The sequence below is a fragment of the Chryseobacterium proteolyticum genome (assembly GCF_046591535.1).
Lineage (GTDB): Bacteria > Bacteroidota > Bacteroidia > Flavobacteriales > Weeksellaceae > Chryseobacterium > Chryseobacterium proteolyticum.
In genome coordinates, this window is sequence record NZ_JBJLWK010000003.1 from 972,446 (window position 1) to 986,977 (window position 14,532).

Genomic DNA, 14,532 nt, shown 5'->3' on the forward strand with positions numbered 1-14,532 from the left:
TAATGGTCTGCTGATTAAAGATTCTATTTGAATGCTTTTAGGATTCTGATGTGAAAAAAGTGGTATGTTTTTCATGCTATTAGTTTTCGATCAGTGTAAGCACTGTGATGACTTGTATAATGATGGTTATTTTTTTCCTAAATTAGTGAAATTTGTTAAATTATTGTAATTATTTTAAATTTCATCATCCTCAATTAATTCATCAATGAAATAATGAATATCCTCACGATCATATTTGTCAGGAAACTGAAATCCGTTAATAATTAAAATAGGAGTAAAGCTTAATCCCGCATTTAGATTTTCTTTTGACATCTCGTTTAATGAATTAAGATCCTCTAATTGGCCATTAGTACCTGCCAGATCTCTGATTTGTTTCTCATCTTTATTTTCAAACCAGGTTTCTACTATTTTTAAAAACTCACTTTCATGCTTGTTCTTATAGATACTCATAAAATCTGATAGGAGGCCTGTCGCTTTTTCGTTAGATTTTTCTGCAAAATAATTGAATCTTATCTGGGCAGAAATTTCATTCGGATATTTTTTTAAAAGGCTTTCTAAAATTTCATGTGCTCCCTTGCAAAAACCACAATAAGGATTTGAAACTACTGAAATATGGATTTTTGCATCTTTATTTCCCAGTGAAAAAGTTTCGTTATCACTGAACGTAATTTTTTCCTTATCTAAAAGCTCTCTTTTAAATAAATCATAATTTCTTTTAAATCTTAAATTTTTTGCATTAGACTTTTGAAGAGATTCCTTATCCGTAAGCAAAGTATTGAAATAAGAAACGGCAAAAAATGTAATTCCCCATAATAATATGCTTAAAATGGCAATATTTGCATTGAAATAAGAGTTTTCAAAAAAGAATAATGTTAAAATAAGTTGAGCTACAAGAACTGAAATGATTAATAGGCAAACTCTACAAAAAGTTTTTTCTACAAAAGCCTGAACATATAGTGAATAACCAATGGCAATAAGGGAAACAATGGTAAAGCCCTTTATTACATAACTTGTTGCAGGCAAAAATAATCCCAATACTGTAATTCCAACAAAATAGATTAAGGAGAAATCAGAAAATTTCAATCCCAGAATACTTGTTTTATCTTCATTAATAATTTTATTACAAGAATTCTTAATCTGATTTGCTGATGTATCACCACAAATGCTACCAATTACTGCTGATGTATTCCCAAATTTTTGATTAAAAATTTCCAGTGAAATATAGACTCCCACTAATGATAAGAAATTAAAGAGGATTTCAAACCATGAAAAATTCAGAATGGAATATAAAAGGATTACGGCAAGAATTGCATATATAAAAGGTCTGTAATTTGATATTTTTTGTTCTGCATTTTCTGTTTTCTCAAATAACAAAACAAAATTGGTCGCATTTTTGTGAAGTTCATCTTTATTTAATGTCTTTGATTTATCAGAATAAACGGAATATTGAGTTCCCGTTTTCTTAACCAAAGAGAAAGAATTATCAACAATTGCTATAAATTCTTCAGGAAGTTCATCCCAATATTCTTTATCCAATTCATAAGCATCATTTTTTACACCCAAAAAGTTGAGCGTATCACTAAAAGCAAGTGCTGAAGGGTAATTGGGATGCGAATTAAACTGGAAAATGAATTCCTGCTTATCAAGTTTTAAGTAGTTGATTAGTTTATCTAAGGTCATGCTAATTTTTTTATCTAAAATACAAAGATGTTTTAATAAAACAAATATTTCTTCCTTTATAGGTGACTTAAGACTTATTTTTGAATTTCGTTGCTTGTTATGTGTTAATAGAGATTTAGTAAATTATTGTTAATCATTTATATATGCTAAAATAGAGATTTGCTAAATTTTTGCAAGGTGACATATTTTAAAGGGTATGTACAGCTGCGGATGTGTTTTTGATAAAAATAATGCCATCAAAGAAGTCACTAATATTAATGTCTTTAGTATAGGAGTCTTCCCTTTCAGGACCATAACCAATAAACTTCATTTTCAGCAGCTTCTTCAGATTAGAGTTTTGATGTAAATCGACGAAGAACATAGTGTCTTTGTTTTGGGAGAAATAATATTCCCATGATTTCTCTACGATAGGGTTAAGGGTATAGGATTTAAAACTATTGTTTTTTGTGTCAATTCTATCAAGTGTTGCACTATAAGTTCCCTTAGCGGTTAAAGTTCCCAATGCATAATATTTATCACCGTAATGTTGCTTTAGGTATCCTCCCATAGCCAGATCTGTAACATTATAAGGAAATTGAAAAGAAATATGCGCAGAATGTGCCCATATGATGACTTTCTTTTTTTCTTCCTGAATTTTTGAAATCATATTTGCCATTAATTCATCTCTTGATTTTTCCTCTGTCTTCTTCTTTGCTGCATAAAAAGTTGAAAAAGCGTAGGTACAATTGGCAAGGGCTAATTCTAATGAAGGCTTAGAGGATTTCATTGGATTTTGCTTTGTAAATGCATCAATTTTTTGTGTAAGTTCATATCCTTCATTCCCATTTTCTATGAGAGTATTCATATCAATCTTAAAATTTTTGTCATTTTGTTTATTCCAGATAGAATCCTGGATATTTCCAATTTCTTTTAGCCTTAAAAGATCCTTATTTATATCTTCATTATTTGACCCAAGTTGTTGCTGCAGAATTTTAATTGCATTAGATACATAATTAAAATCAGCTCCATACAAAGTAATTTTATCTGAATGTTTTTGATTGTAAAGTCTAATCCATGTAAGGAAATTTTTAACTTCGTCTGTTTGCCATATGGATAAAAGATTATTCTGCATCACAATAGACAAAGGAACTTCAGAATTTAATTCCTGATTAAAGAAATAAGTATCACCGAATGCATTTTCAAAAATTATTGTTTTATAACCTTTATTGACAAGTTCCTTTATTAATGCTATTCTAACATCATTAAATTCTTTAGTGCCATGTGTTCCTTCCCCTAAGCCAATAATACTTTTTGTATCAAAGGCATTTATTACTTGTTTCAGGTTTTTCCCTGTTTCCATATTTATAGAAGTATGTTTGTATTCCTGTGATTTTATAGTGGAACTATTAATCCATATAAATAGGAGGATATAAACCACTTTAAGTCTACTTAGCATAATATTTTTGTTTATTTCCATTTCAAAAGTATTTGTATAAATAAAGATAACTTCATCATTCATTCTTCTAAGCTGTATTACCAGAAGAGACGTAATTCCCTTTAAAAACCTTATTTTGCTAAAATCTCAACCGGCTTTTTTACTTTATTCTGATTGATCTTTTGATTATAATATCTTTTAAGGATATGGTATAATGAAAACTCGTATAGTCTTTGTTTATTAGTAAAAAGCCTATTGACACTCATATGTATAATACTTTCTACTAATTTATCATGAGAAAGCTGATGCAGGATTATTTCTTCCCTTATTAAGCTAAAGTAATGATCTATAATTTGAAACAATATTTCCCCTTCTTCTATATCTTCTACTTTCTTTTCATCTATAAGATTCTTATAATAGATTCTCTTTTGATTATAATCCTTATCTAGCTGGACGATTGTTTCCCTGCTGAACGAAAATTCGTTAGTAAAGTAATCACAAACATTGCTTGTATATTGACTAGCGTCTTCCAAAGAAATATTAAATGCTTCTATATATTTGTGTACAATATAAATTCCCGCTTTCCATTTGATCTCTTCAGGATTTTGATAATTATGAGTGATTACTGTTAACAATTCTGTCAACATCATGCTGTCGTGAAAGAATATACTTTCAACAGGCTCGATAGTTTTCGCCCCATACCTTTCTAATTCTCTTTTATAAGTATTTTGAGAAATGTCTATGATTCGTTTATCTTGATATAAGGCATTGAATACTTTATTTAAAGCTAAATGAGGTATTGATGATTGTTTATTGCTGAAAATCCTTAATCTTATATGATAGTCTGGATCGTTATATCTAATAAAAAACCACTTGTCAATACTTTTGTTTTCTACTAATACATCAAGTTCTTCCTTTAGATCAGTTAAAACTTTATCAGATTGATTAGATCCCATATAGATATTATAATATGTCCAATCACTTCCAATTATATAATTTCTTTGAGCACTCAATTCTTTTTCAGAACAATAAATATCATTAGAAATTATCTTAGCCGGAATTTGTTTTTTGAAAAAGTAAAGCATTTCGTTATGATAATCATTTCCGTCAGTATCTTTGATCGCTTTATATTCTTCCAATATAGACTCTTGGATATTAATTACGGAATGTTTTTTAGCTTCTTCAATAAATATTTTCAAAGATGTAGCATGATGTGAATTAATCATCATTTCATTATCAAACATACTGATACTAAAGAAGGCTGGAATTCCTTTTTCTTTTATATACTTTTCCCATGTTTCCAACAATTCGTGATCTGAAGAAGTATTTTCCAGGGCCTCAATAACTGACTTTGGTATTTTCCAGGATGCTTTTCTTAAAATGATGTTTTTATAATTTATTCTTGGGATTCTTTCGAAGAAGTCGGGTAAAAAACCTAAATCCAATGCATAGCTTCCAGTCCCCTGAAGTTCCTGGAGTTCGGCTAAAAAGGTGAAAATTGGTAATCCTTTTGCTTTGTAATTTAAAGCACAACTTAAATAAGGTAAGACTTCTTTTTTCTTTTGTTTTGACCTTAGTATAAATTCATCATTAACAAGTTTTATTTCCAAATCTGAAATTGGGATCTGATATTCTTGATCTACACTTGAATTTACTAAATAAGGTATTTCATATTTTCTTGAATTTGCCCTGTGCATAACATTTCCTAATCGATCCTGAGGAAGGTGGTTGAGCTCAGCAACAATTTTATCATGATGAATTTTTTCCTCGGCATCCACAATGTCATGATAAAGATCTTTGATTTGATCATCTATTGTTGAAAATCTTCCAATAAGGAAGTTGGCTGTAGGTCCCCCAGCGTATTTTAAGAATATTTTTTTTATTATTTTCTTCATTGCTAACAAGAGATGTTGATACACAAAAAGTCGCATTAAGTGATTTTTCGTCTTTAGGAAATTTTTTAAGTTCGGATTCTGTGATCTCAATATCGCTGGAATGATTAGATAAGCCAGCTAGTATTTTGTCTTTCCAAAAATCGTGTAAACTATTGTCCCATGTAATTTTTGTTAGAGGTGATCTATTTCTAGCTGTGTATTGGAAATCATCAACCAAATAATTTTTATGGGTACCACTTTTGTCTCCATATCCAATACCATATTCCATATCAACGGCGTCTGCTACAGGGACCCATTGGTTTTCATATCTCTTAGCAAAACTCTTTTTAAAGGCTTTTAGTTCAGAATTTTCTCTGCCTTTTAAACTGAGTCTGGTTAAAGCGTCCATTGCCTCGTATATAATCCTAATGTTTTCAGAATCAAAAGATGAGTTATTAGGCTCTTTTATTAAATCAGCTTGTAATAATTTACTTTTTGTAAAATATAAATTCCCAATACTTCTTATAGATTGGTATAGCTCTTCCAGTTCTTGGGTGTGATTTTCAAAATTTTGATTATCTAAGGTAGCTACCTTATTCAAAATATTTTCTATTTTTTTCTTTAGCTTCTGAATTTCAGTATTTTTTCCTTGACATTCACTATCAATTCTCATTAACGTGGAAATAATAATATTTTCATGGCTTTCCCCAGTCGTAGAAGGTTTTAATTCAGACATGAAGATTTGAGCGTTAATTAATTCTTTTATAAAGGATGATCTTTCTTCATAGGAATAGTCTTTAATTAAATCAAAATCGATCATCTCATGAATGTAGCGTCCTTCTCTGGAAAACTTTAAAAGCTCCTCGATAATTTCAGAATACTCTACAGATGATAAATCATAACTTTTCCCTCCCTGTTCTAAGCTAACCTCTACATATCTGTATTTATTACCAAGTTTGTATAATGAGTTATTGGGCTTATATTTTAAATATGGAAAAACATATTCCTGCTTTTCAACATAGTCAGATAATTGATATAAGAATTCCATATCAAATTTAACTTTGACATGATTATAATCTGATTTTGCATTGGGAATGCAAAGTTGGGTATTTTGATGAGATTCTTCAACTACAGAAATTCCCGAAAAGGTACCAAAAGGGGTAGATCTGGTAGACATTCTTGATAAATATTTCAATACTGACTTTTCGAGTTTTTCTTTCTTTTTAGAATCCGTAATTTTATTGTTCAGATAAAGATTTATTTGTTCTGATAACTCTGGCGAAGCATAATGGATTGCTATTCTAATTTGATCATTTTGTCTTATGACTTCCCAGATATCCGTAGTAGGCTCAAAAATTTTTTTAAAAAATGATAATGGCAATGCCGGAGTCCTGATGATGGCTTTATTAAAATGTGTATAAGTCATATCCTTAGTTTAATAATAAAATATTATCCCAATCTGAATCTAGATTACTGTTTTCTCGCATTAATAACATAATTGCTATCCCAATTTTTCCATTGAGTAATGATATAGTACTGGTATATTCATCATCTCCAACATAAGTTTTATAACTATGAGACTTTTCGTCTACTGAGTAAAAATCGAGAGTAGTTTCAAACCATTTTTGAGATGATTCCTTTAATTTTTCATTCGAGGTAATTTTATACAATTTTTCGTAGATGTACGAAACACCTGCAGTACCGTGGCAGATCATGGCATCTTTAACAACGAATCGTTCATGGTCTCTCTTCAATGCATTAATTGCAACTTGCTCTGCTATAGAATAGAGATAGGAGTCTTCCAGAAAGACAGCACTTTTTAATAATCCCAATGCAATAATATTGTCTCCGTAACACCATCCTAATGGAGCGTTATATGTACTTTCCCTGTTTGTATAGATAATACTTGGAAATTGACAAGAGTTTTCTTTTTTATAAAATTCCAATATCTTATCTGAAATGGCCTTAATTATGGATCTTACATCATGAGATATCTGGTTTGAATATTTTATAAGGAGACATAAGTTTGAAATGAGTCCATGAGCCATTCCCAAATTATATTTAGCTGTATAATCTCCTGATTCATCAAAGAATTCCAAACTATTATCTTTTTTTATTTGCTCTTCTACAATGAAAATATATTTTGAAAAAAAACTATCAATTTTTTCTTGTAATAAGACATTTTCACTTGCCCTCTCTAACAGGCAAAGTGCTATTCCCAATCCGCCATGTAAGAAATCAAACTTTTTATTGTGAAGGCAGGCATCAATTTCTTGCAATAAAATGGTGTCAAAATCTTTTAAAACGACTTCAAATTCTTCTGAAATTATTTTTTTCTTTTTTAAAAGATTCAGGGCATATCCTATTCCTGCCAAACCATTGCAAAATGAATTGCCACCAGAATAATTATCTTCATTGATATCTTGAAAAATTTGGGTAATTACATCTCCAATTTTATCAATGTATTGAGAATCTTGAGTGTTCTCATATAATAAATAATATAAAATCAATACACCGGCTCTACCATTGAATAGAGAGTTATCATTAGTATTAAATACATTCTCTGTTATATCTTGTTCCAGCTCGTGTATAATATTGCTGATATTTATATGTTTTGTTTTCATAGTTAATTATGATAAAGTGGTGAGTAATAGTTTTATTAATAAGAGAGCAACAAACAGCATATTTGAACTTAATTAGAGTAATTCGGTGTTGTGACGTATTGAGTTGTTAAAAATCAGTATAACAGATATAATCTATGAGCGATTAATATTATTATATTAAGGAATTAACCCCGTATAAACGGGGCTAGTTCCAAAACATAATCTCTTATAATTTTATTAATCTTAACCTTGAGGCTCTAAACCTTCTTCTTTTGGTCCAAGTGGTTTTGTAGTAGAAGAATCCATTGTAGAAGTACACCATCCACAAGTGAACCCAGCACATGTGCTACCTCCAAAATTTCCTCCTTTTACATTTGACATTCCCTCTGCACTTAGTTGAGCGATTTTTTCCTTGTTTAAGCTTAATTTGCCTAATGATACTTGTTTTTTCATTGTTTTAATTTTGATTTTTAATAATAATTTATTCTGTCATATAATCCCTGACATCCGGGAGTGTTTGCTATTAGCGTAATATTCTTGTCTTTGTGCGCACAATTAAAAAATATTATTTGTTAATCAATTTTTGTTTTTGATTACAGAGCAAACTTACAGAACATTACATCTCAAAAAAAAGGAATAGGATGTGTATTTATAAATGTATAGGCATTGATTTATAAATATATTTTATTTAAGTATCTGTTAATTAGGCTTTTGTTAAGGATTTTGAAGTTTAATTCTGATTATGGGATTTTTCTACCTCTTTAATGTAAATGGAAAGTGTAGTTCCTGTTTTTTTCTTAAAAGCAATGGAAAATGCTTGTTCATTATTGTATCCCAACTCCTCTGAAATGACAGAAAGCTTGTAAGATCTAAACTTTTTATCATGAACTAATCTTGTTAACGCATAATTAATACGAAGATCATTAAGGTATGATGCGAAATTTTTTTCCTTATATGTATTAATAACATCCGATAAATAGGCAGAATTTGTTTTTAAAGTTTTTGCCAGACTACTAAGTGTAATTCCCTTTTTCAAAAATTGTTGCTTGGTCTCGAAATTTTCTAATCCCTTTAAAATAAACTGTACAACATCTTCAGGAATTGATTTAGATTTAGATTCAATTTGATTAAATGGTATCTTTTTATCAGAGATCTCAGTAATTACGACATTAGGCTCTGGTTCTGTAAACGCATTATTCTTTTCTTCTATGGAATGAATTAATTTCTGAGCAATTTCTCTATGCCGTTTTTCCGAGTTTTTAGATTTTTTATAGAGATATAAGAGGACTAAAAGACCAATAAATAATATACTTATTGAGATGTAGAGAATTTTTTTTTCTGTTTTGTAGGTCATTAATTATATTCTCTTTTTCTTTTAATAATTGAGGAGTATCATATCTTCTAGGTAATTCTCGCGAAATATATTTAAATTGCGAATCTAATAATTTATCAACCTTTAAGAATCGCTCGATATAGTAAAGTTGTTTTTCTTTATTATTTTTTTCTTTATAATAATCAATCAAGTAAGTATATATATCACGAAGTTCAGGAAAAGTATTGTTGCTTTTTTGTTCTATAGAGTCAATTGTAATAAAGTTTTCTGCTGCTTTATCCTTATTTTTCAATCCATCATAGGCTTTTCCCAGATTTAATAATGTATAGCTTATATTTAGATCATTTTCATTTTTGGCAAAAAATTCTTTACATTTTAATAACTTTTCAATGGCAATATCATATTTGTTTAATTTCAAATTATAAAAACCATCTAAAAATAAATATTGGTGATATTTGTAACTATTCTTATTTTTTAGTGCTGCTTGAACACCTTCTTGTATTAATGTTTTAGCAGAATCCATTTTATTAATCTCAATATAGGTGTCAGCTAAATTATAATGGATTCTACCCTGCTCAGCTTCATTGAAGTAATTTCCATGATACAGGTAGAATCTTAAAATTTTTGCAGCTTCTGCATGTTTTCCAATATAATTATTTAGGTAAGCAACGCTAATATTTGCAATAGCTATCTGCCTTTCATTATTTTTTTCTTTCGCATATTTTAGACCTAGCATATAATTTTCAAATGCTAGTTTTAAGTTATCGTGTCTTAAGTAAAGATTACCACGTAATAAGTAAATTCGTGCAGGATATATTTTTTGATCAAGATCTTTTTTATAGATCGATATGCTATCTATATATTTTAGAGCATTTTGAAGGTCTAAATTAAAATGCCTCAGAACATAGCCTTCAGTTATTTCAGTAGTATTTTTCTCGTCTTTTGCTTTTTGCAAATAATATTTTGAAATTACATTAGCATTACTAATTTTATCGTTACCCACATAATCATAGAATTTTTCTTTTAATTGGGAATATGAATATATTTTTAATGTATCATTTATCTTACCTTTTGAAGGTGAAAGGTTAAATACTAATATGAATAATAATAAATATGCTGATCTCATTGTTCCACAAATAACTGGATGCAAAATTATAATTTTTTTAATAAATTATATCGACAAATAATGAGTTATTCTGTTTGTGTTTAAATGTTTGTTTATCAGTTATTTATTTGTGTTTTTATTAAGTTAGATTTATAAATTTATATGTATTTATAGATGTGCGATTAAAAAAAATTACTTTATTTGCAACTCTTAATTATAGAACTTAAATTTTAAAAAAAAATGGAAAAAAAGAAAAAATTATCTTTGGAAAAAATTCAGATGGTGAAAATTAACAATTTGAGCAAAATTGTTGGCGGAGGATCTAAGAACACTGTAATAGGATTTGAAAATACGGAAGAAGGAGGATGCCATGATCCGAATAATACAAGCAAGCCAGTTGAGACAATACATGCAACTGCCTAATAATTTAATAAAGAATGAAGTTTAGAATATTTTTGGTTATTTCTATTTTAAATAATTTTTTATATTCACAAACACCATTAGCCCCATCAATCCCTATTACAGACAGTTATTTTGGGGCTAAAATCGTAGATGAATATAGAAATTTAGAAAATTTAACTGATCCTGACACAAAAAGATGGATTAATATCCAAAATGACTATACAGATCTTATCTTAGATAAAATCCCAAGGAATAACTATTATCTGAATAAAAGACTTGAGCTTGAAAAAAGACAAGGCTATTTTATTTCAGAACTGAAAATTATAGAAAATAATAAATATTTCTACTTAAAAAGAAATGGTGATGAAAAAATAGCTAAACTTTATTGTAGAAATGGGTATGATGGCAAAGAGGAGCTATTATATGATCCAATTAATTTTATATCCTCATCAAAAAGCAGCGGGAAGGATAACGAATTTAAAATCAATCTAATAAGTCCGAGCTGGGATGGTAGCAGAGTAGCAATTTCATTATCAGAAAAGGGTAAGGAGATATCCGAAATAATAATACTGGAAGTAAAAGATAGAACGATCCACCCGGAAATTATTACTCATGCAAATCCATCATCCATTGCAGGTGTTAAATGGCTGGATGATAATTCAGGTTTTTTTTATGTATATTATCCTGTAATTGATCCTAAATCTCAATTATTCGCAAAAAATACTCAGGTAGTCTTACACAAACTAGGAGAAGATCCTAATCACAGAAGAGATGTGTTTTCTAAAAAAAATAATTCTGAATTAAATATAGCAGCAGAAAAGTATCCCGGAATTTTAGCATTTAATCCGGATGATCAATATTATATTGGAATGGTAGTAGATGCGGAAGACTATAGGGATACATTTATTATTAATAAAGACGATTTTTTCAAAAATAAAAAGAACTGGAAAAGCCTGTATAAAAAAGATGATAAAGTTTTTTATGTAAGATTGGCGGGGAATGATATTTATTTTCTTTCAGGTTATAATTCTTCCAATTTTAAACTGTGTAAAACAAGTGCACAAAATCCAAATTTTAGAAATCCTGAAGTTTTAGTTCCGGAATATAAAGATGAAGTATTTAAAAGTTATGTAATTACAAAAGATGGAATTTATTATACCACAACAAAAAATGGAGTAGAAGCTAAATTATACCTTTATAGAAAAGGTCAACAAAAGCTTATAAAGCTTCCCTATGTAAGTGGAAATATAAATCTACAGGCGAAAGGCCAAAAATTTTCAGATATATGGATCAATTGTTCAGGATGGGCAAATGATGAGCAACGGTATAAGTATGAGTTGAAAGATGATAAATTTATACTGGAAAATTTAGTTCCAATCATAGATTATCCTGAATTTAAGGATATTGTAGTAGAAGAAATTACAGTAAAATCTTATGATGGTGAAGATATTCCTTTATCTATTATTTATAATAAAGCTTTAAAGAAAGATGGTAAGTCTCCAATGCTTATTTATGGTTATGGAGCCTATGGTGAATCTTATCGCCCTTTTTTTGCAAGAAGTTATTTAATTTGGGCTAATCAAGGAGGTATAATGGCTATAGCACATGTCAGAGGAGGAGGAGAAAAAGGTGAAAAGTGGCACCTCGATGGACGGAAAATTAAAAAACCAAATTCCTGGAAAGATTTGATATCATGTACAGAATATATGATCAATCAAAAATATACTTCTCCTGATAAAATAGCTGTTTGGGGACAAAGTGGAGGTGGTATTTTAATGGGAAGGGCAATTACAGAAAGACCGGATTTATTTAAAGCTGCTATTATTGAGGTTGGATCTCTGAATACTTTAAGGGGTAAACTGAATGGTATAGGAGGTACGGATGCTGATGAATTTGGAAATATAGATGATCCGGAAGGTTTTAAAAGTCTTTTAGAGATGGATTCATATCATCATATTAAAAAGAATGTTGAGTACCCTGCCACTTTATTAATTACCGGAATGAATGATACAAGGGTTGCGCCTTGGCAATCAGTTAAGTTTGCTGCAAAACTAAGTGCATATAAAAAGCCTAATAATCCTACATTACTGAAGGTTAGTATGGATTCTGGACACGGTGTAGAAGATCCGGCATATAAAATTCATGAAAGAAATTCGTTAATTTATGCTTTCGCTTTTTGGCAGCTAGGTCATCCAGACTATCAACCTGTAGAAGATACAAAAAAATAAATGCCACAATTTCCCTATTCATTTTTTGACCAATATGTGGTCCGCATACCTCACTATTCAAATAAAGAATTTCTAGAAAAGTCAGATAAGAAGTTCTTTAATAATGAAGATTTGATGGAAATTTGTAAACGACCTTCTTTTCAGGAATCTATTTATCTGGCATCTCCAAATCTTTACGAAGAAATTATTCAATGGCTGGATTCAGGAAAAAAGCTTGCGCCTAAAAAACAAGATAAACTGAAAAGCACTATAATAAAATATTATGGTCGTATGAGTACACGATGTACGCCATTCGGGTTGTTTTCAGGTATAGGATTGGGCGAATTTAAACATACTGTTAAAAAACATGATGGAGGAAGGAAAATTCGTCAAACTAATTTGGATATGCTTTTTTTGGTTGCATTAGCTGATTATTTAGTTAACGTGCCAGAAATTAAAAGTAAGCTTTTATTCTTTCCTAACAACAGTATTCATATAATTGGAAATAAAATTCGCTTTATTGAATACGAGTTTCGTAATGGAAAAAGAGATTATATAATATCATCGGCCCCACTTTCTGACGAACTTAAGAAAGTATTATATTACGTAAAGGAAGGACGAACAATTATTGAAATTGCGGAAATACTAATTGAAGAGGATATAACCATAACAGAGGCTATCGGTTTTGTTGAAGAACTTATTGAAAACCAGGTTTTAATAAGTGAAATAGATCCTAATGTTTCCGGGAATGATTTTTTAGATGAACTAATTTCTGTACTTGATAAAATTGGGGCAAAAGTTGAAATTGGGGTTTTGACATCTATTAAAGATAAGTTGAGTGGCTTAGATGATTGTTTTGGAAATCACATTGGCGTTTATAGTGAGATTGAAAACCTGATCAAAAGTTTTGGAATAGAATACGAAAACAAATATCTTTTTCAGACTGATATGTATTTTTCAGATCAATTTGCATTGCCGGTCTTTTGGAAAAAAGAACTTAAAGAAACAATCAGTTTTCTAAATAAGATCTCTTTGAAAAATAATGATACTAATTTTGATAGGTTTAAAAAAGCATTTTATAATAGATTTGAAAGTGAGGAGATTCCATTATTATATGCTCTGGATACAGAAATTGGTATAGGGTATTTGCAAAATGCCAGTGCCAAAGGAGTGCATCCTTATTTAGATGATCTGGTAATTCCTGAAGAAAAAAGGAAGTCAGAGTTGAATGCCAAGTTCAACCCTGTTCAGGTTATTTTAAACAAAAAAGTTCAGGAAAGCATTCTAACAAATAGTTATGCGATTAAGCTTTCCGACCAAGATTTCGAGGGCTTTGATGAAAATTGGGGAGATTTACCAGACACTATCTCCTTCATGGCTGAAATAATAGTTGCTGAAGATCAGGAAAAATTATACATATCCAGTAGTGGAGGTGCGAGTGCAGCTAACTTGCTGGGCAGGTTTTGTTCAGAAAAATCGGATATAAAAAATTTAACGAAAGCAATTGCTGAAAAAGAATCAGAATTAAATAAGAATGTTATTCATGCAGAGATTATTCATTTGCCAGAAGCAAGGATAGGAAATGTGATTAGAAGACCATATTTACGAGAATATGAAATTCCTTATCTGGCACAATCCACTTTACCTATAGAGAATCAGATTTTTATTGATGATTTATATATTTCTTTTAAGAATAATAGGATTGTCTTGCGTTCTAAAAAATTAAATAAAGAAGTTATGCCTTATCTGAGCAATGCACATAATTATTCTGCTCATTCTTTACCTGTTTATCATTTTTTATCCGATCTTAATGCCCAGGATCGTAGAGTTGGTATATATTTCAATTGGGGGGGATTTAAAAAAAAATCTATTATTTCCTTCCAAGAGTAGAGTACAAGAATAGCATTCTCTCTA

The 14,532-nt window shown here is 29.7% G+C and carries 11 protein-coding genes; 3 read left to right on the top strand and 8 right to left on the bottom strand.

What is annotated here, in order from left to right; genetic code table 11:
* Positions 1-174: 174 nt before the first annotated feature.
* The 8 genes from ACJ5H0_RS15590 to ACJ5H0_RS15625 all read right to left on the bottom strand — a co-directional run bounded on the left by ACJ5H0_RS15590 (position 175) and on the right by ACJ5H0_RS15625 (position 10,054).
* Positions 175-1,680, bottom strand: coding sequence for a vitamin K epoxide reductase family protein (locus ACJ5H0_RS15590; protein WP_411250290.1), 1,506 nt, complete (start codon positions 1,678-1,680; stop codon positions 175-177).
* 187 nt (positions 1,681-1,867) lie between these two features.
* Positions 1,868-3,115, bottom strand: a complete 1,248-nt coding sequence (locus tag ACJ5H0_RS15595) for an erythromycin esterase family protein (protein ID WP_411250293.1) — start codon at positions 3,113-3,115, stop codon at positions 1,868-1,870.
* Between the two features lie 110 nt (positions 3,116-3,225).
* Positions 3,226-4,989 (bottom strand): lantibiotic dehydratase, encoded by a 1,764-nt coding sequence (locus ACJ5H0_RS15600; protein WP_411250297.1) that lies wholly within the window; start codon positions 4,987-4,989, stop codon positions 3,226-3,228.
* Positions 4,901-6,394 carry a lantibiotic dehydratase gene (locus tag ACJ5H0_RS15605; RefSeq protein WP_411250300.1) on the bottom strand — a complete coding sequence of 498 codons (1,494 nt, stop codon included), beginning with the start codon at positions 6,392-6,394 and terminating at the stop codon, positions 4,901-4,903. Before ACJ5H0_RS15605 ends, ACJ5H0_RS15600 begins: the two co-directional genes overlap by 89 nt.
* Positions 6,395-6,398: 4 nt before the next feature.
* Complete coding sequence (locus ACJ5H0_RS15610) at positions 6,399-7,592, bottom strand: lanthionine synthetase C family protein (RefSeq protein ID WP_411250304.1); 1,194 nt, start codon at positions 7,590-7,592, stop codon at positions 6,399-6,401.
* Between the two features lie 222 nt (positions 7,593-7,814).
* Positions 7,815-8,024 carry a class I lanthipeptide gene (locus ACJ5H0_RS15615; RefSeq protein WP_273650648.1) on the bottom strand — a complete coding sequence of 70 codons (210 nt, stop codon included), beginning with the start codon at positions 8,022-8,024 and terminating at the stop codon, positions 7,815-7,817.
* Between the two features lie 277 nt (positions 8,025-8,301).
* Positions 8,302-8,925 carry a helix-turn-helix domain-containing protein gene (locus ACJ5H0_RS15620; protein WP_411250308.1) on the bottom strand — a complete coding sequence of 208 codons (624 nt, stop codon included), beginning with the start codon at positions 8,923-8,925 and terminating at the stop codon, positions 8,302-8,304.
* Positions 8,840-10,054 (bottom strand): tetratricopeptide repeat protein, encoded by a 1,215-nt coding sequence (locus ACJ5H0_RS15625; RefSeq protein WP_411250310.1) that lies wholly within the window; start codon positions 10,052-10,054, stop codon positions 8,840-8,842. Before ACJ5H0_RS15625 ends, ACJ5H0_RS15620 begins: the two co-directional genes overlap by 86 nt.
* A 195-nt stretch (positions 10,055-10,249) precedes the next feature.
* Here ACJ5H0_RS15625 and ACJ5H0_RS15630 point away from each other — a divergent pair, with 195 nt between their 5' ends.
* From ACJ5H0_RS15630 to ACJ5H0_RS15640, 3 genes are read left to right on the top strand one after another with little or no spacing between them, the layout of a single operon-like run.
* Positions 10,250-10,432, top strand: coding sequence for a hypothetical protein (locus ACJ5H0_RS15630; RefSeq protein WP_172284227.1), 183 nt, complete (start codon positions 10,250-10,252; stop codon positions 10,430-10,432).
* Between the two features lie 14 nt (positions 10,433-10,446).
* Positions 10,447-12,639 carry a prolyl oligopeptidase family serine peptidase gene (locus ACJ5H0_RS15635; RefSeq protein WP_411250313.1) on the top strand — a complete coding sequence of 731 codons (2,193 nt, stop codon included), beginning with the start codon at positions 10,447-10,449 and terminating at the stop codon, positions 12,637-12,639.
* Positions 12,640-14,508 carry a lantibiotic dehydratase family protein gene (locus tag ACJ5H0_RS15640; protein WP_411250315.1) on the top strand — a complete coding sequence of 623 codons (1,869 nt, stop codon included), beginning with the start codon at positions 12,640-12,642 and terminating at the stop codon, positions 14,506-14,508. It begins immediately after the preceding gene.
* Positions 14,509-14,532 lie beyond the last annotated feature (24 nt).

Excerpts from the sequence above, each read along its gene's own strand:
- ACJ5H0_RS15615 (WP_273650648.1), bottom strand. The coding sequence starts at position 8,024 with ATGAAAAAACAAGTATCATTAGGCAAATTAAGCTTAAACAAGGAAAAA.
- ACJ5H0_RS15595 (WP_411250293.1), bottom strand. The coding sequence starts at position 3,115 with ATGCTAAGTAGACTTAAAGTGGTTTATATCCTCCTATTTATATGGATT.
- ACJ5H0_RS15605 (WP_411250300.1), bottom strand. The coding sequence starts at position 6,394 with ATGACTTATACACATTTTAATAAAGCCATCATCAGGACTCCGGCATTG.
- ACJ5H0_RS15630 (WP_172284227.1), top strand. The coding sequence starts at position 10,250 with ATGGAAAAAAAGAAAAAATTATCTTTGGAAAAAATTCAGATGGTGAAA.
- ACJ5H0_RS15590 (WP_411250290.1), bottom strand. The coding sequence starts at position 1,680 with ATGACCTTAGATAAACTAATCAACTACTTAAAACTTGATAAGCAGGAA.
- ACJ5H0_RS15620 (WP_411250308.1), bottom strand. The coding sequence starts at position 8,925 with ATGACCTACAAAACAGAAAAAAAAATTCTCTACATCTCAATAAGTATA.
- ACJ5H0_RS15610 (WP_411250304.1), bottom strand. The coding sequence starts at position 7,592 with ATGAAAACAAAACATATAAATATCAGCAATATTATACACGAGCTGGAA.
- ACJ5H0_RS15635 (WP_411250313.1), top strand. The coding sequence starts at position 10,447 with ATGAAGTTTAGAATATTTTTGGTTATTTCTATTTTAAATAATTTTTTA.
- ACJ5H0_RS15640 (WP_411250315.1), top strand. The coding sequence starts at position 12,640 with ATGCCACAATTTCCCTATTCATTTTTTGACCAATATGTGGTCCGCATA.
- ACJ5H0_RS15600 (WP_411250297.1), bottom strand. The coding sequence starts at position 4,989 with ATGAAGAAAATAATAAAAAAAATATTCTTAAAATACGCTGGGGGACCT.